Annotated in this window: 20 protein-coding genes and 1 pseudogene; 2 read left to right on the top strand and 19 right to left on the bottom strand. The window is 69.8% G+C overall.

Going from position 1 to position 19,897, the window contains the following annotated elements; translation table 11 throughout:
- Positions 1-10: 10 nt before the first annotated feature.
- The 10 genes and pseudogenes from tatC to DEJ50_RS26940 form a co-directional block, all read right to left on the bottom strand.
- Positions 11-976, bottom strand: a complete 966-nt coding sequence (gene tatC / locus DEJ50_RS26985; protein ID WP_150210688.1) for a twin-arginine translocase subunit TatC — start codon at positions 974-976, stop codon at positions 11-13.
- 59 nt (positions 977-1,035) lie between these two features.
- Entirely contained in the window at positions 1,036-1,332 is a 297-nt protein-coding gene (gene tatA / locus DEJ50_RS26980; protein ID WP_150210687.1) for a Sec-independent protein translocase subunit TatA, read from the bottom strand.
- Positions 1,333-1,515: 183 nt separating this feature from the next.
- Positions 1,516-1,716: a hypothetical protein gene (locus tag DEJ50_RS26975; protein WP_150210686.1), complete on the bottom strand. Its 201-nt coding sequence runs from the start codon at positions 1,714-1,716 to the stop codon at positions 1,516-1,518.
- A gap of 26 nt (positions 1,717-1,742) precedes the next feature.
- The gene (locus tag DEJ50_RS26970; protein ID WP_150210685.1) at positions 1,743-2,009 is read right to left on the bottom strand and encodes a hypothetical protein; all 267 of its coding nucleotides are present in this window, start codon (positions 2,007-2,009) and stop codon (positions 1,743-1,745) included.
- A 543-nt stretch (positions 2,010-2,552) separates the two neighbouring features.
- On the bottom strand, positions 2,553-3,530 hold the full coding sequence (locus DEJ50_RS26965; protein ID WP_150210684.1) for a helix-turn-helix transcriptional regulator: 978 nt from the start codon (positions 3,528-3,530) through the stop codon (positions 2,553-2,555).
- Positions 3,531-3,546: 16 nt separating this feature from the next.
- Positions 3,547-4,503: a helix-turn-helix transcriptional regulator gene (locus DEJ50_RS26960; RefSeq protein WP_150210683.1), complete on the bottom strand. Its 957-nt coding sequence runs from the start codon at positions 4,501-4,503 to the stop codon at positions 3,547-3,549.
- Positions 4,504-4,659: 156 nt separating this feature from the next.
- Positions 4,660-5,037, bottom strand: a complete 378-nt coding sequence (locus DEJ50_RS26955; protein ID WP_150210682.1) for an FKBP-type peptidyl-prolyl cis-trans isomerase — start codon at positions 5,035-5,037, stop codon at positions 4,660-4,662.
- Positions 5,038-5,080: 43 nt separating this feature from the next.
- Entirely contained in the window at positions 5,081-6,088 is a 1,008-nt protein-coding gene (locus DEJ50_RS26950; protein WP_150210681.1) for an FKBP-type peptidyl-prolyl cis-trans isomerase, read from the bottom strand.
- Positions 6,089-6,222: 134 nt separating this feature from the next.
- Positions 6,223-7,584 carry a Pup--protein ligase gene (gene pafA / locus DEJ50_RS26945; protein ID WP_150210680.1) on the bottom strand — a complete coding sequence of 454 codons (1,362 nt, stop codon included), beginning with the start codon at positions 7,582-7,584 and terminating at the stop codon, positions 6,223-6,225.
- A gap of 9 nt (positions 7,585-7,593) precedes the next feature.
- Positions 7,594-8,869: pseudogene (locus DEJ50_RS26940) on the bottom strand (MFS transporter).
- Positions 8,870-9,017: 148 nt separating this feature from the next.
- On the opposite strand from DEJ50_RS26940, the gene DEJ50_RS26935 reads away from it, so the two are divergent.
- Positions 9,018-10,058, top strand: coding sequence for a LacI family DNA-binding transcriptional regulator (locus DEJ50_RS26935; RefSeq protein ID WP_223837925.1), 1,041 nt, complete (start codon positions 9,018-9,020; stop codon positions 10,056-10,058).
- Between the two features lie 67 nt (positions 10,059-10,125).
- Here DEJ50_RS26935 and prcA read toward each other — a convergent pair whose 3' ends face one another.
- The 6 genes from prcA to arc all read right to left on the bottom strand — a co-directional run bounded on the left by prcA (position 10,126) and on the right by arc (position 16,185).
- Complete coding sequence (prcA, locus tag DEJ50_RS26930) at positions 10,126-10,887, bottom strand: proteasome subunit alpha (protein WP_150210677.1); 762 nt, start codon at positions 10,885-10,887, stop codon at positions 10,126-10,128.
- Positions 10,888-10,926: 39 nt separating this feature from the next.
- Positions 10,927-11,766 (bottom strand): proteasome subunit beta, encoded by an 840-nt coding sequence (gene prcB / locus DEJ50_RS26925; protein WP_150210676.1) that lies wholly within the window; start codon positions 11,764-11,766, stop codon positions 10,927-10,929.
- Complete coding sequence (locus DEJ50_RS26920) at positions 11,718-12,305, bottom strand: endonuclease VII domain-containing protein (RefSeq protein WP_150210675.1); 588 nt, start codon at positions 12,303-12,305, stop codon at positions 11,718-11,720. The genes prcB and DEJ50_RS26920 overlap by 49 nt, the downstream gene beginning before the upstream one ends.
- A gap of 42 nt (positions 12,306-12,347) precedes the next feature.
- Positions 12,348-12,560 carry a ubiquitin-like protein Pup gene (locus DEJ50_RS26915; protein ID WP_150210674.1) on the bottom strand — a complete coding sequence of 71 codons (213 nt, stop codon included), beginning with the start codon at positions 12,558-12,560 and terminating at the stop codon, positions 12,348-12,350.
- A gap of 172 nt (positions 12,561-12,732) precedes the next feature.
- A complete protein-coding gene (gene dop / locus DEJ50_RS26910; protein WP_411757644.1) occupies positions 12,733-14,244 on the bottom strand; it encodes a depupylase/deamidase Dop in 1,512 nt (503 codons plus the stop codon).
- Positions 14,245-14,418: 174 nt separating this feature from the next.
- A complete protein-coding gene (arc, locus tag DEJ50_RS26905; protein ID WP_150210673.1) occupies positions 14,419-16,185 on the bottom strand; it encodes a proteasome ATPase in 1,767 nt (588 codons plus the stop codon).
- Positions 16,186-16,407: 222 nt separating this feature from the next.
- Between arc and DEJ50_RS26900 the strand changes: the two genes are divergently transcribed.
- A complete protein-coding gene (locus DEJ50_RS26900; protein WP_150210672.1) occupies positions 16,408-16,737 on the top strand; it encodes a ferredoxin in 330 nt (109 codons plus the stop codon).
- Positions 16,738-16,741: 4 nt separating this feature from the next.
- On the opposite strand, the gene DEJ50_RS26895 is transcribed toward DEJ50_RS26900, so the two are convergent.
- The 3 genes from DEJ50_RS26895 to DEJ50_RS26885 form a co-directional block, all read right to left on the bottom strand.
- A complete protein-coding gene (locus DEJ50_RS26895; protein WP_150210671.1) occupies positions 16,742-17,359 on the bottom strand; it encodes a hypothetical protein in 618 nt (205 codons plus the stop codon).
- Between the two features lie 320 nt (positions 17,360-17,679).
- Positions 17,680-18,579, bottom strand: coding sequence for a tRNA (adenine-N1)-methyltransferase (locus DEJ50_RS26890; protein WP_150210670.1), 900 nt, complete (start codon positions 18,577-18,579; stop codon positions 17,680-17,682).
- A gap of 18 nt (positions 18,580-18,597) precedes the next feature.
- Positions 18,598-19,881, bottom strand: coding sequence for a site-2 protease family protein (locus tag DEJ50_RS26885; RefSeq protein WP_411757643.1), 1,284 nt, complete (start codon positions 19,879-19,881; stop codon positions 18,598-18,600).
- Between the last annotated feature and the right edge of the window lie 16 nt (positions 19,882-19,897).

Below are 19,897 nucleotides of genomic sequence, written 5' to 3'. Positions count from 1 at the left end.
AATGTACCTGTCAGGTCGCGTCGTCGTAACCGTTGATCCGATGCCGCGTCCCGTCGGCCTGCTCGGGCAGCGCGGCCGGGGCCGCCACCGGTTCGATCTCGCCGAGGGCGGCGGGGGTCAGATCCAGCTCCGCGGCCTCGTCGTCGCCGAGCCCGGCGTCCGGGTCCTTGCGCCGCCGCCGCTTGTCGTTGATCAGGCAGATGCCGAGCGCAATGAAGTAGAGGGCCACGATCGGGGCGGCCAGCGACAGCATGGTGAGCGGGTCACCGGTGGGGGTCGCAAAGGCCGAGAAGACCGTGATGCCGAGGACGAAGGCACGCCACCAGCCGGCCAGCCGCTTGGCGGTGAGCACTCCGGTGAAGTTCAGCAGGACCAGCAGCAGCGGCAGCTCGAAGGCCAGCCCGAAGACGATCACCATACGGGTGACCAGGTCGAGGTAGTCGTCGACCGGCAGCAGGTTGCGCGCGTGCTCGGGGGTGAAGTCGAGCAGGATCGTGGCGGTCTGCGGAAGGATCGTGTACGCGAGCACCGCGCCGGCCGCGAACAACGGCGCGCCGATCGCGACGAAGCTCATCGCGTACTTCTTCTCGTGGCTGTGCAGACCCGGGGCGGCGAACGCCCACAGCTGGTACAGCCACACCGGCGCGGACAGCACCACACCGGCCATCAGGGAGACCTTCAAGGCGATCGAGAACGGCGCGATGAGGCCGTTCACGGTCATGTCGGCGCAGGGCCGGCCGTTGCGCTGGGACACCACTCCGTCCGTACAGCCGACGGAGTCCAGCATCGGCTTCAGCAGGAAGTCGATGAGGTCCTTGTAGAAGAAGGCCGCGACGATCGTGATCACGAGGATCGCCAGGACCGACTTCATCAGTCGGTTTCTCAGCTCACGCAGGTGCTCGACAAGCGGCATGCGCCCTTCGGCGTCCCTGTCCTGCTTGCCTGGTTTCCCCTGCTTGCGGGCAGACTTGAGCAACCCACGTCCCTTGTCTCGTTGCAGCTGGCTGACGGTGCGTCCGGGGCGTCCGGCGGGGATCAGCCCTGCGTGGTGCGGTTGGGCTCGTTGACCGGACGCGCGCTGGTGACATCACCGGGCGCGGCCTGGATCGTACGCGGGGCAGCCTGCTGCGGGGCGTCGGCGGTGGGCGCGGCCGGCGTGGTGTCGGCCTGCGGGTCCTCGCCGTCCTTCTTCATGGCCTTGGCCTCGCTCTTGAGGATGCGGGCCGACTTGCCGAGGGAACGGGCCATCTCCGGCAGCTTCTTGGCACCGAACAGCAGCAGGATGACAGCGATGATCAGAATGATCTCGAGAGGCTTCAGATTGCCGATCATGTGTGACTTCCTTCTCACCGAAGCGGCTGGAGGGGGTGACGGGGCCGGACCGGATGGAAGTCCGGAGGCGGCACTGGAAAGGATCGTAACCCGCAGGGGTAAACGCCCGGCAATCCCCCGGGGTACCCCTGCTTGCCCGGAAGCGGGAGTATGAACGGCGTAAGAACGCCAGGCCACGAGTGACTACGGGCGCACGGAGTGGCCGGTTCGCGCCAGGTCCTCGGCGGCCCGCTCGAGATCGCCGGAGGCGTCGCCGATCCGCTGCGCCGACTCCGCGACCTGCCCGGACAGCCGTCTGACCTCGATGGCGACCTTCACGGCCGGCACGGCGAGGACGGCGAGCCCGAGGAACCCCAGGGCGATTGCGAGCATCGGCCACAGCATGGACCGAGCCTATGACACCGAGCGGATCAGATGCTGCGCAGGGTGCTCACGCCGCCGCCGGTGAGGAGCTCGACGATACGGTCCCCGGCGGGTTTGCGGACCGAGGCACCGCACTCGGGGCAGGTAAAGGAGTAGAAGGTGGTGCGGCGGCTGCCGCCGATGGCCAGGCGCAGTGCGCCGGCGGGGAGCTCGAAGCGGGCTCGGCAGTCGGGGCAGGCCGCCTTGAAGGTGACGCGCCCCGCGGCCGTGCCGGCGTGCCCGGCCGCCCCCGACCACCCGGAAGTCCCTGCCATCCCCGTCGCCCCCTCGCTCCCGCCGCCCTTGCCCGGCCCAACCATCCCACCCGACCCCCCACCCCCGCCGGACTTCCGCCGACCTCACCCCCCACAGAGACCCCCACCATGGCGTCCCCCCGCCCAACCCGGCCTCACCCCGGGCCCCGGCCCGGCCGCGCCCTGCGGCCGACCGCAGGGCAGTCGGGTCGGGGCCACGGCTCGAGCGCGGAACGCGCATGGCCCGAACCCGCCCCGCGGCTTCGCCCCGGCTACGCCCCGGCCGGAACCAGACCTGCCGGGGCGCAGCCCCCAGGCACCGGCCCCGCCGGACCCGGACCAGGACCCGACCGCGAACCGCGGCCGACCGGACGACGGCCGAGGCCGGGTCGCAGCCCGAGCGCGGAGCCCGCCTGGCCAGATCCCACCCACCGGCCTCGCCCCAGGCACCGACCCGGCCGGAACCAGACCTGCCGGGGCGCAGCCCCCAAGCACGGGCCCGGCCGCCGGGCCTGCCGGCACGGGCCGGGCCGGAGCCGGAGCCGGGCCGGCGCGGGCCGGGGGTCAGGCCTCCGGGCCGTAGTGGGCCAAGGCTTCCGTCGCCGCCTGCCTGGCGCTCTCCGCCAGGCCCTGCGGCGCCGTGATCCGCCCGTCCCGGCCCAGCCGCAGCGCCAGCCGCCGCAGGCTCGCCGGGTCCGGGGTGCGCAGGGTGATCCGCAGGCCGCCGTCCGGCAGCTCGGCCGCGCTGTCGTGCGGGTAGTACTCGGCCACCCAGCGACCGCCCGGCCCCACCTCGACCACGACCTCAGGGTCCTCCGCGGCCGGCTGCACCAGCCCCTCGGACAGGTCGCGCGGCTCGATCGCCGGCGGCTCGGCCCGCTCGTCCAGCAGCCGGATCTCGGCCACCCGGTCCAGCCGGAAGGTCCGCCGCGCCTCCGACAGATGGCACCAGCCCTCCAGGTAGGTGTGCCCCACCGCGAACAGCCGGATCGGGTCCACCGTCCGCTCGGTCAGCTCGTCCCGGGCCGGCGAGTAGTACCGCAGCCACAGCCGCCGCCCCTCCGTGATCGCCCGGTCGACGTCCGCGAAGACCCCGCCCTCCGATTCGAAGGTCACCGACAGCCTGGCGCTGGCCCCGGCCGCCTCTCCGGCCGCCGCCTCCAGCTTCGCCGTGGCCCGCAGCAGCGCGTCCCGGTCGCTCTCCCGGAGCCCCGGCAGGGTCGCCACCGCCCGCGCCGCCACCAGCAGGGCGGTCGCCTCGTCGGCGGCCAGCCGCAGCGGCTCCGCCGTGGACTCCCCCGACGCGTCCGGGTTGCGCCACCAGATGCGCTCCCCGTCGGTGTCGATGTCCAGCAGGTCCCCGCCCCGGAAACTCGTGCCGCACATCGGCAGCACGTCCAGGTCCGAGATCAGCTCGTCCTCGGTGATCCCGAAGGCCCGCGCCACATCGGCGATGTGCGCCCCCGGGCGCTCGCGCAGATACGTCACCAGGGACAGCATCCGGCGGGTCTGGTCAATCGCGTTCGCAGCCTTCGCAGCCATCGCGGTACGAATCCCCTCAGCCCTTGGCCACGGCACGCAGCCGGTCCACCACATCGGCCCGCAGATCAGCGGGTTCCACCACCACCACATCGGGCCCGAACTCCACCAGCCAGGCGTCCAGCCCGTGCCCGTACGGAATCTCCAGCTCGTCCCAGCCGTCGCCGCCCTCCCGCACCACGGTCGCACGCGCCCGCAGCGGATAGCCGGCCCCGGCCCGCAACCGGATCAGTGCCGTCCGGTCCGTGATGTCCCCGGCCCACTCGGCCACCGTCTCCCGTACGGTCACCACGTCCGGCACCTCGGCCGTGTACCGGCCGGCCCGGGAACGGACCTTCCCCGTGATGCGGGACAGCCGGAACACCCGCTCCGCACCGCGGTCGCGGTCGAAGCCCGCCAGATACCAGTGGCCGCGCCAGCACTCCAGCGCCCACGGCTCCACCTGACGCGACTCGGGGCGCGTCGCATTGGACTTGCGGTAGTCGAAGACCACCGGCCGCCGGTCCCGGCAGGCCAGCATCAGCGGCTCGAACGCCGCCTCGTGCACGGGAATCCGCGGCTCGATCGCGCTGTGCCGGGCCTCGTACGGGTCCTCGGCCTCCGGCATCCCGCCGGCCCGCAGCTTCTGCAGGGCGCCACTGGCCGCCCCGGCCAGCCTGGCCTGCTGCCACACCTTGGCGGCGAGGCCCAGCGCGGCGGCCTCCTCGGCGTCCAGCGAGACCGGGGGCAGGGTGTTGCTGTCCCGGCGGGCGAGATACCCGATCTCCCCGTCCAGGTTCTCCACCGTCTCGATCACCAGGCCGAGTTCCCGCAGATCGTCCTTGTCCCGCTCGAACATGCGGTTGAAGGACTCGTCGTTGCCGGCCTCCATGTACGCCTCGATGGAACTCCGCAGCTCGCGCTTGCTGAGCGGCCGGCGGGTCCCCAGCAGACACAGTGCCAGGTTCATCAGCCGCTCGGCCTTGGCAATCGCCATCGACGCCCGCCCCACCCTTCTCCGCACGTACAGAACAGAACCAGAACCAAACGCACCGGTCGTGACCGCTGACCGTACCGCCCCGGCGCGCCCGGGCAAAAGCGAGGGCCCCCGCCGCACGGCGGGGGCCCTCACAACCGATCGCGCAAGCGCGGATCAGGCGCCCATCAGGTCGCAGACGAAGATCAGCGTCTCGCCCGGGGCGATCGCGCTGCCCGCACCGCGGTCGCCGTAGGCGAGGTGCGCGGGGATCGTCAGCTTGCGACGGCCGCCGACCTTCATGCCCTGGACGCCCTGGTCCCAGCCCGCGATGACCTGGCCGACACCGAGCTGGAACTGCAGCGGCGCGCCGCGGTTCCAGGACGCGTCGAACTCCTCGCCGGTGGAGAAGGCCACGCCCACGTAGTGGACGGAGACCTTGGAACCGGCCTTGGCCTCGGCGCCCTCGCCCTCCCAGATGTCCTCGATGACAAGGTCCTTCGGGGCCTCGCCCTCGGGGAAGTCGATCTCGGGCTTCTCGAGCTTGTCGCTCACTGCACTGCTCCTCAGACGTACGAACCGGTCTACCGGGACAGTCTTACATTGCCCCGACGATGTCCACGACGAACACCAGCGTCGAGTTGGCCGGAAGCTCGGGCCCCTTGTCCTGGTCCTTGTACGCCTGCGCCGGCGGGATCACCAGCAGCACCCGGTCACCGACCTTCTTGCCGACCAGACCCTTGTCCCAGCCCTCGATGACCTGGCCCTGGCCGATCACCGTGGAGAACGGCGCGCCGGTCTTCCAGGAGGTGTCGAAGAGGGTGGCCTTGTCCTTGCCCTCGTTGACCTTCCAGGCGGCACCGCTGTACTGCATGTACACCGTCTGCCCGTTCTTGACCTCCGGGCCCTTGCCCTCGATCAGCACCTTGCTGACCAGCTCCTTGGGCGGGTCGTTCTTGGGGATCTTGATCTCGGCGGCCTCGTTCTTGTCCGCCTTGATCTGCGGCAGGTCGGCCGGAATCGACGCCTGCGTGCCCTCGGCCTTCTTCGGCATCAGCTCGGCGATGTCCAGTACGAACACCAGGTTGTCGGTCGGGGCGACACCCAGCTCCTGCTTGCCCTGCTCACCGAAGGCCGCGGACGGCGGCGCCACGACGAGCAGCCGGCTGCCGACCTTCTTGCCGGTCACGGACTCGCTGAACATCGGCAGCATGGTCGGCGCGCCCGCCGTCACCACCAGCGAGGTACCGCCCTGGTCATAGGAGCCCGGGGCCAGCTCCTTGTCGCTCTTCCACACCTTGCCGGTGTACTTCGTGACCACCAGGTCGTTCTTCTGCACCACCGGCCCCGTGCCCTCGGTGAGGGTGGCCACCACGAACTTGCCGCTCGGATCGCCCTTGGGCACGGTGATCGCCGGCTTCTTGCCCGGCTCACCCGCCACCGCCGGCATCGGGTCGGCCGCGGTGACCGGCTTGGGAACCTCGGGCACCTCGGGCGACTGCGACGCCGCGGCATCCTTCGTCTTCCCGGAATCGTCGCTCTCGCCGCAGGCCGCGGTGAGCATCAGGGCCGGCACGATGAGCGCGGCAGCAAGTCGGCGTCGCACAGTGGTCCTCGGGGTAGCAGGGGGTGATCAGTCGGTCCCGGCCACTCTACGGGCTGGTAGCCGACAGCCAAGCCCCCGGCAGCACACCGGCCCCGTGCAGCAGCTGCACGGGGCCGGGAAACACCGGTCTACGTCTACATTCCGGCGATGAGCTTCTCCACCCGGTCGTCCACCGACCGGAACGGGTCCTTGCACAGCACCGTGCGCTGCGCCTGGTCGTTCAGCTTCAGGTGCACCCAGTCCACCGTGAAGTCCCGGCGCTGCTCCTGCGCCCGCCGGATGAAGTCGCCGCGCAACCGCGCCCGGGTGGTCTGCGGGGGCACCGACTTGCCCTCGAAGATCTTCAGGTCATTGCAGATCCGCGCCGTCTGCCCCTTCCGCTCCAGCAGGTAGTACAGCCCCCGCCGACGGTGGATGTCGTGGTAGGCGAGGTCTATCTGCGCCACCCGCGGATTGGACATGGTCATGTTGTGCTTGGCCCGGTACCGCTCGATGAGCTTGTACTTGATCACCCAGTCGATCTCGGTCTCGATCCGGTCCAGGTCCTCCTGCTCGATCGCGTCGAGCGTACGGCCCCACAGCTCCAGCACCTGCTCCACCGTGCCGGTACGGATCCCCCGGCGCTCGGCGAAGTCCACGGCCTTGTCGTAGTACTCCCGCTGGATCTCCAGAGCCGAGGCCTCCCGGCCGCTCGCCAGCCGCACCTTCCGCTGACCGGTGATGTCGTGGCTGACCTCCCGGATCGCCCGGATCGGGTTCTCCAGAGTGAGGTCCCGCATCACCGTGCCCGCCTCGATCATGCGCAGCACCAGGTCGGTCGCCCCGACCTTGAGGAGCATGGTCGTCTCGGACATGTTCGAGTCACCGACGATCACATGCAGGCGCCGGTACCGCTCCGCATCCGCGTGCGGCTCGTCACGCGTGTTGATGATCGGCCTGGACCGGGTGGTCGCCGAGCTGACGCCCTCCCAGATGTGCTCCGCCCGCTGACTGACGCAGTAGACCGCGCCCCGCGGCGTCTGCAGCACCTTGCCGGCCCCACAGATCAGCTGCCGGGTGACCAGGAACGGAATCAGGATGTCCGCCAGACGGGAGAATTCCCCGTGCCGCGCCACCAGATAGTTCTCGTGGCAGCCGTAGGAGTTGCCCGCGGAGTCGGTGTTGTTCTTGAAGAGGTAGACGTCGCCCGCGATTCCCTCCTCGTGCAGGCGGCGTTCGGCGTCGACGAGCAGGCCTTCGAGAATGCGCTCGCCGGCCTTGTCGTGGGTGACCAGCTCGGTCACGTTGTCACATTCGGGAGTTGCATATTCCGGATGTGAACCCACGTCGAGGTACAGGCGGGCGCCGTTCCGCAGGAAGACATTGCTGCTGCGGCCCCATGACACAACACGGCGGAAGAGGTAGCGCGCCACTTCGTCAGGAGACAGTCGGCGCTGTCCCCTGAACGTGCACGTGACGCCGTACTCGTTCTCCAGCCCGAAAATGCGGCGGTCCATGACTGAACATTACGCCTTCTGCTGTCTTCTGAAACCGGGTTCGAGAGCGGCGTTCCGATCAGTTCTCGACGAGCACACCCGAAGAGCCCGCCACCGTACGCGCCCGGGCCGGAGCCGCCAGCACCCGCTGAGTGGCCATCAGGACCAGCAGCGCCAAGGCCCCGCCCACGCTCGCCACCCCGAAGCTCGCCGCCGTACCACCCAGTTCCACCGCCGGCCCGGCCACCGCCGTACCGATCGCCGCACCCACCCCGAAGAAGGTCACCAGCCAGGAGAACGCCTCCGTGACCGTACCCACCGGAGCATGCCGGTCCACCACGATGAACGCACACGCGATCGCCGGCGCCAGGAACACCCCCGCCACCGCCGCAAGAACCGTCATCGCCACCGGCCCCGGCGTCAGCATCAGCGGCAGATAGCACACGGCCAGCAGCGCCACCAGCGCCCGCAGCCGCCGCTCCGGCGCCCCCGCCCACTCCCGCGCCCCGTAGACCACCCCGCCGATCAGCGCACCCAGCCCCAGCGCGGCCATCAGCCACCCGTACACGGCCTCGTTCCCGTGATCGTCCGCATAGGCCACCCCGGCGACGGTGATCGACCCCAGCGCCGTCCCCACGAAGAAGAACGCACCCAGCAGCGCCAGCAGCCCGCCCGAGCGCAGCGCGCCCAGCCAGTGCGCCTCCCGCGGCTCCGACCGCCAGGTGCGGGAGGGCTCCGACACCACCACGGAGAGCGCCCCGAGCACGCCCACCGCATTGAGCACCAGCAGCGCCACACCCGCGTCCCACACCGCCACGCACAGCGTCACCAGCAGCGGACCGACCGTGAACATGACCTCCTGCGCCACCGCGTCCATGGCGTACGCCTTGTGCACCTGCTCCTCCCGGCCGCCGAGCACCTTCGGCCACAGCGCCCGCAGCCCGCCCTCCAGCGGCGGCGTGAACAGGCCGGCCACCACCACGGCGGCATACGCCGCCACCGGCGCACCCGTGCCCGCGGCCACCAGCCACACCATGCCGAGCGCGGACACCAGCGCGGCCGGCAGCTGCACCCGGGGCTGTCCGAAGAGGTCCACGGCCCGCCCCAGCAGCGGCTGGCCCACGGCGTTCGCCACGCCGTACACGGCGGCCAGCGCGCCCGCCAGGCTGTAGCTGCCGCCCTCCGCCCGGGTGAACAGCACGATCGCGATCGGGGCCGTGCCATTGGGCAGCCGGCCCACGAGGGTGCCTATGAGCAGCCTCGCCGCGTGCCGCGTTCTGAGCAGTTCCGCATATCCAGCGGCCATGGAACGCCCCTTTCCACCATTTCGCCCCGGAGCCTACTACCGAGGTAATACGTATAACGTGACGGGTCATACGTACCATGGGCACCACCCCCCGATCCACCCCGAGACCCCCCGCCCCACCCCTGACCTCGCACAACAGGAGCCAGATGTGACGAGACCCACCAGCCGGGACGTCGCCCGCCAGGCCGGCGTCTCCCAGGCCACCGTCTCCCTCGTCCTCGGCGACAAATGGCGCGGCCGGGTCTCCGAGCGCACCGCCGAACAAGTCCGCCAGGCCGCCACCGAACTCGGCTACCGCCCCAACCTCGCCGCCCGCAGCCTCCGCCTCGGCTCCACCCGCACCGCCCTCCTCGTCGTCCCCGCCCTCACCAACGAGTTCTTCGCCCGCGTCTACACCGGCGCCGCCCGCGTCGCCGCCGACCACGGCTTCAGCGTGGTCCTCTACCTCTCCCCCGACGGCACCGGACCCGCCCGCAACCCCTTCGCCTCCGCCAACACCGCCCTCGACGGAGTCATCGCCTCCTCCATGGCCGCCGACGCCCTCCAGGCCATCAGCGGAGCCGGCACCGAACTCCCCCTCGTCATGCTCGACAGCGACCCCTCCACCGGCGGAGCCGCCGCCTTCGTCAACCTCGCCCTCGCCGACGGAACCCGCCAGGCCACAGAGCACCTCCTCGGCCTCGGCCACCGCGACTTCCTCCACCTCGCCTCGGCCGTGGACTCCTGGACCTTCGACGTCCGCGCCAAAGCCCTCACCGAAGCCCTCCAAGCCGACAGCAGCCCCCACACCAGCCCCGACACCAGCCCCCACACCCGGCTGCGCACCGTCCGCTCCGCACTCGACGTCCCCGCCGCCACCGCCGCCATGGAAACCGCCCTCTCCGGCCCCGGCCCCCACCCCACCGCCGTCATCTGCGACGACGACATCCTCGCCGTCGGCGCCTGCAAGGCCGCCCGCCGGCTCGGCCTGCGCATCCCCGAAGACCTCTCCGTCACCGGCTTCGACGACCTCGCCCTGGCCACCGCCGTCGAACCCGAACTCACCACCGTCAGCCTCCCCGCCGAACGCGTCGGAGAACAGGGCATGAGCGCCCTCCTGGCCGTCCTGGACGGCCACCGATGGACCGCCCCCGACCTCCCGGTCCACCTGGTCGTCCGCGGCTCCACAGCCCCGCCCCCGGCCCCCTGAACACACAACTGCGCCCCGGCCCGCCGAACGGCGGACCGGGGCGCAAGGGCACTCCCGGAGAGCTGACCTACTCGGAATCCTCCGGCGCCTCGTCGTTCGAGACGGCATCGGCCTGCGCCGCCGGCGTCACCTCCGGCTCCAGCAGCCGCGCCAGCTGCCGGCCCCGGATCCGCTTGAACTTCCGCTGCTGGGTCCGGGTACGGTCCAGCACCGCGACCTCCAGCCGCTCCGCCGGAATCTCCCGGTCGGCGCCATTGGCCTGGCTGGACAGCGCCTGCACCGCCAGCTTCAGCGCCTCCGGCAGGGACATCCCGTCCCGGTGCCGCTGGTCCAGATAGCTGCTGATCTGCTCCGCATTGCCGCCGACCGCGACCGAACCGTGCTCGTCCACGATCGAACCGTCGTGCGGCAGCCGGTAGATCTGGTCACCCGAGGCGCTCTCGCCCACCTCGGCCACCACCAGCTCCACCTCGTACGGCTTCTCACCGGCCGAGGAGAAGATCGTGCCCAGCGTCTGGGCATAGACGTTGGCCAGCCCACGGGCCGTCACATCGTCCCGGTCATAGGTGTATCCGCGCAGATCGGCATAGCGCACACCGCCGATCCGCAGGTTCTCGTACTCGTTGTACTTGCCGGCCGCGGCAAAGCCGATCCGGTCGTAGATCTCGCTGAACTTGTGCAGCGCACGGGACGGGTTCTCACCGACGAACACGATGCCGTCGGCGTACTGGAGCACGACCAGGCTGCGACCGCGGGCAATGCCCTTGCGGGCGTACTCGGCCCGGTCGGCCATGGCCTGCTGAGGTGAGACGTAGAACGGAGTCGACACCGGCTATCCGCCCCTTTCTTCTTCTGGGCTGACGAGTGGTTACAGAAGGGCGGCACGCGGGCCGTCGGGCTCCTCCATGCGCCGCTCGGTGACCGAACGCGCCAGCGCCGAGGACTCCTCCTCGGAGAGCCGGCGGAAGCCTTCGTCGGTGATGACGGTGATGATCGGGAAGATCCGCCGGTACAGGTCCGGTCCACCGGTCGCCGAGTCGTCGTCGGCGGCGTCGTAGAGGGCCTGCACGACCAGGGTGGTCGCCTGCTCCTCCGTCAGATCACTGCGGTACAGCTTCTTCATGGAACCCCGGGCGAAGATCGACCCGGAGCCGGTGGCGGCGAATCCGTGCTCCTCGGAACGGCCGCCGGTGACGTCGTAGGAGAAGATCCGGCCCTTCTCCTTGCCCTCGTCCCAGCCGGCGAAGAGCGGGACCACGGCCAGGCCCTGCATGGCCATGCCGAGGTTGCTGCGGATCATGGTGGACAGCCGGTTGGCCTTGCCCTCCAGCGAAAGGGTCGTCCCCTCCACCTTCTCGAAGTGCTCCAGCTCCAGCTGGAACAGCTTCACCATCTCCACGGCGAGACCGGCGGTTCCGGCGATGCCGACCGCCGAGTACTCATCGGCGGGGAACACCTTCTCGATGTCCCGCTGCGCGATCATGTTCCCCATGGTCGCCCGCCGGTCACCGGCGAGCACGACCCCGCCGGGGAAGGTGGCGGCCACGATGGTCGTCCCGTGCGGCGCCTCGACGATCCCGTCCGGCAGCTTGCGGTTGCCGGGCAGCAGGTCCGGAGCATGGCTCCCCAGGAAGTCCATGAAGGACGAGGATCCCGGCGTCAGGAAGGCAGCAGGTAGACGCCCGGTGCTACGAGGATTGGCTTCCACGCGTTTCCCTCCAGATATGAGATGGCCCGACGCAGAGTGTCGGGATCGTCTCCCAACTTGCCGATGGCCGAGTTGCAGTTGAAGCACAGTACGCCTCGGACTTTACCCGTCTCGTGGCAATGATCCACATGCACGGGCGGGGCTTTCAGACAGATCACGCAGAGCCCGAACTGGGCCCGGAGAAGCTCTTCGCGCTCGGCTTCGGTGATGCCGTAGGCCCGCTTGAGATGGCCCGCACGGCCTTCGGCCGCCCGACACGCTTTGCAGCGCGTCGACAAACCATCGGACGCAGTCTTGTTCCGGTCCCACTCACTGTGGGGCTTGATCTCTCCACACTTGCGGCAATACTTGTGTCCCTCTGGAGCCGGCACCCGAGGGCGCACATTCTTGCCTTTGGCCTTCTGCCGCTCCTGGTGATAGTCGGCCGCGCACGGCCTGCAGTAAGCCTGCAGGCCGTCCCGCGCGGCCCGGTTGGCGGCGAACGCCTCACGCGCCTTGGTCTCCCCGCACCGCGGACACCGCTTCACCGTCTCCGACACTCACCCTCCCCGGGTCACTTCACCTTCGATTCGAAGGGAAAATCACTCTCCACCCTTCTGAACGAAGGAGCGCACGAAGTCCTCGGCGTTCTCCTCGAGCACATCATCGATTTCGTCGAGTACCGAGTCCACGTCGTCTGACAGCTTTTCCTGTCGTTCCTTGAGGTCGGAGCTCGCCTCGGCAGCCGTCTCCTCGACCTCCTCGGTCGAGCGCGTCGCCTTCTGCTGTCCGCCGCCGGTGTCCTTGGTCGCCATGTCTACCTCACCCCGCTCGGTTCGCACGCTCACGATGAGAGACCCCGGATCGGGATCTCTCAAGATCAGACCTTAAGCCGGACCTTACAAGGAGGGTCCGACGTACGTCCCCGCACTTTCATAACGTCCGGGTTCCTTCATGATTCCCGGCCGCGCGCCCTTTCAGCCGCGATCAGCCCCCCGAAAGAACCCGCACCAGGTCCTCCGCCGTACGGCAGCGGTCCAGGAGCTCCTTCACGTGGTTCCGGGTACCCCGCAGGGGTTCCAGGGTCGGGACCCGCTGGAGCGAGTCGCGGCCCGGGAGGTCGAAGATCACCGAGTCCCAGCTGGCCGCGGCCACATCGTCCGCGTACTGCTCCAGGCACCGGCCCCGGAAATACGCCCGGGTGTCCTCCGGAGGCTTGCTCTGGGCCCGTTCCACCGCCGGCTCCTCCAGCAGCCGCTTCATCTTGCCGCGGGCGGCCAGGCGGTTGTACAGGCCCTTGTCCTGGCGTACGTCGGAGTACTGGAGGTCGACCAGGTGCAGCCGGGCCGCGTCCCAGCCCAGGCCGTCACGGCGCCGGTAGCCCTCCAGGATCTCCCGTTTGGCGATCCAGTCCAGTTCGCCCGCCAGGCTCATCGGGTCGCTCTCCAGCCGGCCCAGCACGTCCTCCCAGCGCGAGAGGACGTCCTTGGTCTGCTCGTCGGCATCCGCGCCGAACCGCTCCTCCACGTACTTCCGGGCCAGCTCGAAGTACTCCATCTGGAGTTGTACGGCGGTCAGGGTGCGCCCGCTGCGCAGGGTGATCAGGTGCTGGAGGTCCGGGTCGTGGGAGACCTGGTGCAGGGTGCGCACCGGCTGGTCCACGGCCAGGTCCACGTTGATGAAGCCGTCCTCGATCATGGACAGCACCAGGGCCGTGGTGCCGAGCTTCAGGTAGGTCGAGATCTCGGAGAGGTTCGCATCGCCGATGATCACGTGCAGCCGGCGGTATTTCTCCGCGTCCGAGTGGGGCTCGTCCCGAGTGTTGATGATGGGCCGCTTCAAGGTGGTCTCGAGGCCGACCTCGACCTCGAAGTAGTCCGCGCGCTGGCTGATCTGGAAGCCGTGCTCGCGGCCGTCCTGGCCGATACCGACCCGGCCGGCGCCGGTCACCACCTGGCGGCTGACGAAGAACGGGGTCAGGTGCCGCACGATGTCCGAGAAGGGGGTCTCCCGCTTCATCAGGTAGTTCTCGTGCGTGCCGTAGGAGGCGCCCTTGTTGTCGGTGTTGTTCTTGTAGAGGTGGATCGGCTGGGCGCCGGGCAGCTGGGCGGCCCGTTCGGCCGCCTCGGCCATGATCCGCTCGCCGGCCTTGTCCCAGAGGACGGCGTCGCGCGGGTTGGTGACCTCCGGTGAGCTGTACTCCGGGTGGGCGTGGTCGACGTAGAGCCGGGCGCCGTTGGTGAGGATGACATTGGCCAGGCCGATGTCCTCGTCCGTCAGCTGGCTGCTGTCGGCGGCCTCGCGGGCGAGGTCGAAGCCGCGGGCGTCCCGCAGCGGGTTCTCCTCCTCGAAGTCCCAGCGGGCGCGTCGCGCCCGGTGCATCGCCGCCGCGTACGCATTGACGATCTGGGACGAGGTGAGCATGGCATTGGCGTTCGGGTGACCGGGGACGGAGATCCCGTACTCCGTCTCGATCCCCATTACGCGCCGTACGGTCATGCGGCCCTCCTTGCCCGGCGGCGCTCCCGACCGGGAGCGGTACGGAAGAGCCTAGAGCGGCTCCGCGCTGGTGGGGAGATCATTTCTGTCATTGAATTGTGGTCCGGGCGGCTGAAAAGCAGGCGGCTGCGGTCGCCCCTTTCAGGGCATCCGCAGCCGCCCCGTTCCGGTCGGTCAGAGGTACTGACCGGTGTTGGCCACCGTGTCGATGGAGCGTCCGGTGTCTGCGCCCTGCTTTCCGGTGACGAGGGTGCGGATGAAGACGATCCGCTCGCCCTTCTTTCCGGAGATCCGGGCCCAGTCGTCGGGGTTGGTGGTGTTCGGCAGGTCCTCGTTCTCCTTGAACTCGTCCACGCATGCCTGGAGGAGGTGGGAGACGCGGAGGCCCTTCTGGTTGTGCTCGAGGAAGGCCTTGATGGCCATCTTCTTGGCACGGTCGACGATGTTCTGGATCATGGCGCCGGAGTTGAAGTCCTTGAAGTAAAGGACTTCCTTGTCGCCATTGGCGTACGTGACCTCGAGGAAGCGGTTCTCCTCGGTTTCGGCGTACATCTGCTCCACAACGGTCTGGATCATGCTGTGGACCGCGACCTCGGCGGATCCCTGGTGTTCGGAGAGGTCCTCCGTGTGCAGGGGCAGCGAGGCCTTGAGGTACTTGGCGAAGATGTCCCGGGCCGCCTCGGCGTCCGGGCGCTCGATCTTGATCTTCACGTCGAGCCGGCCGGGGCGCAGGATGGCCGGGTCGATCATGTCCTCGCGGTTGGAGGCGCCGATGACGATGACGTTCTCCAGGCCTTCCACGCCGTCGATCTCGGCGAGCAGCTGGGGGACGATGGTGTTCTCCACGTCCGAGCTGACGCCGGATCCGCGGGTGCGGAAGAGGGACTCCATCTCGTCGAAGAAGACGATGACGGGGGTGCCTTCGCTCGCCTTCTCGCGGGCACGCTGGAAGACGAGGCGGATGTGCCGCTCGGTCTCGCCGACGTACTTGTTGAGGAGTTCGGGTCCCTTGATGTTGAGGAAGTAGGACTTTCCGGCGGGCTGGCCGGTCACCTCGGCGACCTTCTTGGCAAGGGAGTTGGCCACCGCCTTGGCGATGAGCGTCTTGCCGCATCCGGGGGGACCGTAGAGCAGGATGCCCTTCGGCGGCCGGAGTTCGTGCTCCTTGAAGAGGTCGGGGTAGAGGTAGGGGAGCTCGACGGCGTCGCGGATCAGCTCGATCTGGTCGCCCAGGCCGCCGATCTTGTCGTAGTCGATGTCCGGGACCTCTTCGAGGACGAGTTCCTCGACCTCGCTCTTGGGGACCACTTCGTAGACGTAGCCGGAGCGGGGTTCGAGCAGGAGGGCGTCGCCGGGGCGGATGGTGATGTCCAGGAGCGGCTCGGCGAGCCTCACCACCCTTTCCTCGTCGGTGTGCCCGACGACCAGGGCGCGCTCGCCGTCCTCGAGGATTTCCTTGAGGGTGACGATGTCCCCGGCCCGCTCGAATTCCATGGCCTCGACCACGTTGAGCGCTTCGTTGAGCATGACCTCCTGGCCGCGCCGGAGGTCTTCCGGGTCGACGCTGGGGCTGACGTTCACGCGGAGCTTTCGGCCGCCGGTGAAGATGTCGACGGTGCCGTCTTCGTTCGCCTGAAGGAAGACACCGAAGCCGGCCGGCGGCTGGGCGAGCCGGTCGACTTCCTCCTTGAGTGCCACGATCTGGTCGCGGGCCTCACGGAGGGTATTGGCCAGCCGCTCGTTTTGTGCGGAGACGCCGGCCAGGTTTGTCTGGAGCTCGACGATCCGCTCTTCGAGAATCCTCGTGTGTCGCGGAGAGTCGGCGAGCTTACGTCGCAGGACGGCGATTTCCTGCTCGAGATAGGCAACCTGACCGGCGGGGTCATCGGACCCCCGCCCCGGCCGGATGCCGCGGTTGATGTCGTCGTCGTGGGCTGCCACGGTCCTCACCTCCTCCAAGGGGAGCTGGACGCTTCCTGACCCTACCTGGGCTGGTGGTGATTGAAACCCCTAGATCACAAAGACGGTAGGGGCGTGTCCGATCTTCACCCTTGCGTATCCCCTCACGCCAGGTGAATACCCACCCATCAACATCGGAAAGCGGCCAGTTGTAAGGTCGAAGCGTTCAACACCCGCGCACAGCACAAGGGGACGGCAGAGGATATGACCGTGCAGCAGGAGGCTCCGGCCGACGGAACCGCAGGATCCGGGGGCGCCGGAGAGCCGCTGGAGGTCTGGATCGACCAGGACCTGTGCACCGGCGACGGCATCTGCGTCCAGTACGCGCCGGAGGTGTTCGAGCTGGACATCGACGGTCTGGCGTACGTGAAGAGTGCGGAGGACGAGCTGCTGCAGGAGCCGGGGGCGACCACTCCGGTTCCGCTGGAGCTGCTCTCGGACGTGGTGGACTCGGCCAAGGAGTGCCCGGGCGACTGCATCCACGTACGGCGGGTTTCGGACCGGGTCGAGGTGTTCGGGCCGGACGCCGAGTAGCGGTTCAGGCACTCCGCGCTTCGGCGGTTGTCAGCTCCTGGCTGAATTTTCCGGCGGTCCATACCCACTTGGCGAGCTCGCGGGTGTCGGGGCAGCAGCGCGGGACCTCGGGGCCGGAGTAGCCGAGGAGGGTGGCGGTGACGGCTCCGTCACGTACGGCGAGCTCGGTGACGTGGCGGCGCTGCTCGGCCGGGAGCAGGGTGGCGACGACCCGGGCGCGGGTGGTGTCGGCGGGGTCGGGGGCGAGGACGTAGAGGGCGTTGGGCGGGGTTCCCAGGCCTGCTTCGCAGCGGACGGCGACCACGGTGTCGGGGTGTCCGTCGCGGTCGAGGTCGCCTTGGGCGGTGCCGGTGATCTGGTGGGGTCCGCCTCGGCAGTCCAGGGGGTATGCGGCGGTTTTGGGGTCGGGTGCGGGGGTCTGGGGGCCGGGAGCCTGGGCTCCGGGGCCCTGTGGCCCGGGTGCGGCGGCCGTCTGGGGGCCGGGGGTGCGGGCGCCGGCTGCGGGGGTGGGCTGGAGGAGTCCCGCTGCGGCGATGACGGCGGCCATGGCGGCGGCGGTGGTGAGCCAGTGCAGGGGCCGGGCGTGGGTGTGCGGGAGGGCGGGCTCGGCGGGGTTGTGCACGGGGGCGTCTCCTGCGCGGGGGATGACGGGGAGCCAGCATCGTGCCATACCGCTGCGCTCGGCGATGGGGGTCCCCCCTGTTCGAGCGAAGTCGAGAACTTGGGGGAGGGTGGGTCCGGGCGGGTTCGGGCGGCCGGGGCCTTGGTGCCGTGTGCCCACCCTCCCCCAAGCTCTCGGCTGCGCTCGAGCAGGGGGAACCCCCATCGCCCTGCGGACGATTGCCCACACGGCGGGCGGGGGGCAACGCGGAGGCGCCGTGCCGCAGTTCCCCCGGGTGGTGGGGGAACTACGGCACGGCGCCTTGTGGTTGTGGTGGGCGGCTAGCCGCGGCCGGAGCCGCTGCCGGGGCCCTCGTAGTCCTCGCCGTAGGCGCCCTTGGCGGGGCGGCGGCGGCGCAGCGGGGGCTCGACGCCGTCGGCGAGGCGCCGGGCGGTGACGAGGAAGCCGGTGTGGCCGATCATCCGGTGGTCGGGGCGGACGGCGAGGCCTTCCACGTGCCAGTTGCGGATCATCGATTCCCAGGGCTGCGGTTCGGCGAAGCAGCCGATCTCGCGGATGGACTCGACGGTCTTGGAGAGCTGGGTGGTGGTGGCCACGTAGCAGCAGAGGATGCCGCCGGGGACCAGGGCCTTCTTGACCGCTTCGAGGCATTCCCAGGGGGCGAGCATGTCGAGGATCACGCGGTCGACGTCGGTGTCGGACAGGTTGTCCTGGAGGTCGCCCACGGTCAGCTGCCACGCGGGGTGCGGGCCGCCGAAGTAGCGCTCGACGTTGTCCTTGGCGATCTCGGCGAAGTCTGCGCGCCGCTCGTAGCTGTGGAGCATGCCCTGGTCGCCGATGGCGCGCAGCAGGAAGCTGCTGAGGGAGCCGGAGCCCACGCCCGCTTCCACGACGCGGGCGCCGGGGAAGATGTCGGCGAAGGCCAGGATCTGGCCCGCGTCCTTGGGGTAGACCACGGCGGCGCCGCGGGGCATGGACAGGACGTAGTCGGGGAGCAGGGGTCGCAGCGCGAGGTACGCGACGTTCCCCGTGGTACGGACAACACTGCCCTCGGGAGCGCCGATCAGCTCGTCGTGCGGGAAGGAACCCTTGTGGGTGTGGAAATTCTTCCCGGCTTCGAGCGTGAACGTGTAGTGGCGTCCCTTGGGGTCGGTGAGCTGGACCTGGTCCCCGACCTTGAAGGGCCCGCGTCGGCGGGCGGCACCGGTCGGTTCGGACATGTGACCAGTGTATTGGCTTCAGGAGTGGGGCCGTGCCATGGCCTTGAAGAAGGCTTTTTCGACGTCGAGGGTGGACAGGACGCCGTAGATGGAGCCGTCGGGCTGGAGGACCAGGTATTCGGTGGCGGGGGTGGCGCGGAGGTGGTCGAGGAGTTCTTCGCCGGCGAGGTCCGCGGAAACCTTCATGCCTTCGTCGAGGTCCTGGGCGAGGGCGCTGACGGCGACCCAGGGGCGGCGGTGTTCGGGGACGGAGGCGATGGAGGTTTCGCGGACGATGGCGGTGGGTTCGCCGTGGCCGTCGGTGATGACCAGGGCGCGGGCGCCGGCTTCGTTGGCGCGGCGGAGGGCTTCGGAGAGGGGGGTGGCGGCTTCGATGGGGATGGCGCGGCGGGTGAGGGCGTGGGCGCGGAGTTCGGGGAGGTGTTCGCGGAGCCGGGCCATGCGGAGGCTGTTGCCGGCGCCGGTCCACATGATCGCCGCGAGGATGGCGGCGAGCAGGGCGTTCATGACGGTGTCCATGCCGCCGGCCTCGTCGTTGCCGGAGCCGATGACGCCGGTTTCGGTGAGGAGGGGGAGGCCGAGGAGGACGGCGACGGCGATGGCGCGGCCGACCCAGGCGGCGGCGACGGTGCCGGACATGGCGCGGCCGGTGATGCCCCAGATGACGGCGCGGAGCATTCGGCCGCCGTCGAGGGGGAGGCCGGGGAGCAGGTTGAAGACGGCGACGATCAGGTTGGCGATCATGAGGCCGGCCAGCAGGACGCCGGGGACGGTGCCGGGTTCGACGGCGGTCATGCCGAGGTAGAAGGCGCCGGCCAGGAGGAGGGAGAGCAGGGGGCCGACGCCGGCGAGGACGAATTCGCGGCCGGGGGTGCCGGCCTCGTCGACGTGGGTGGCGCCGCCGACGAACTGGAGCTGGATGCGGCGGACGGTGAGCTTGAAGCGGAGTCCGGCGATGGCGTGGGCGAGTTCGTGGACGAGTACGGAGGCGTAGAAGGCGATGGCGAAGAAGAGGGCGATCAGGTAGCGGACGGCTCCGAGGCCGGGCAGTACCTGGCCGAGGCGGTCGCCGAAGATCCAGGTGATGAGGGCGGCGACCACGAACCAGCTGGGCGAGACGTAGACGGGTACGCCGAAGGGGCGGCCCATGAGGAGTCCGCCGCCCGGTTCGGAGCGCCTGCCTGGGCGCTCGCCGGTTTCGTCGGTGTCTGCCACGGCTGTCCTTCGTTCGGTGAGCTTGGGCCGGTGCGGTGGCCGCTGTGTCCGGGGCCCCGCCGTTGCACGGGGTGATGCTCCGATCATGCAGTGCGAGGGGTGC

The organism is Streptomyces venezuelae (assembly GCF_008642295.1).
Lineage (GTDB): Bacteria > Actinomycetota > Actinomycetes > Streptomycetales > Streptomycetaceae > Streptomyces > Streptomyces venezuelae_C.
Note: the sequence above shows the minus strand (reverse complement) of the source record. Positions and strands in the feature narration are given on the sequence as shown.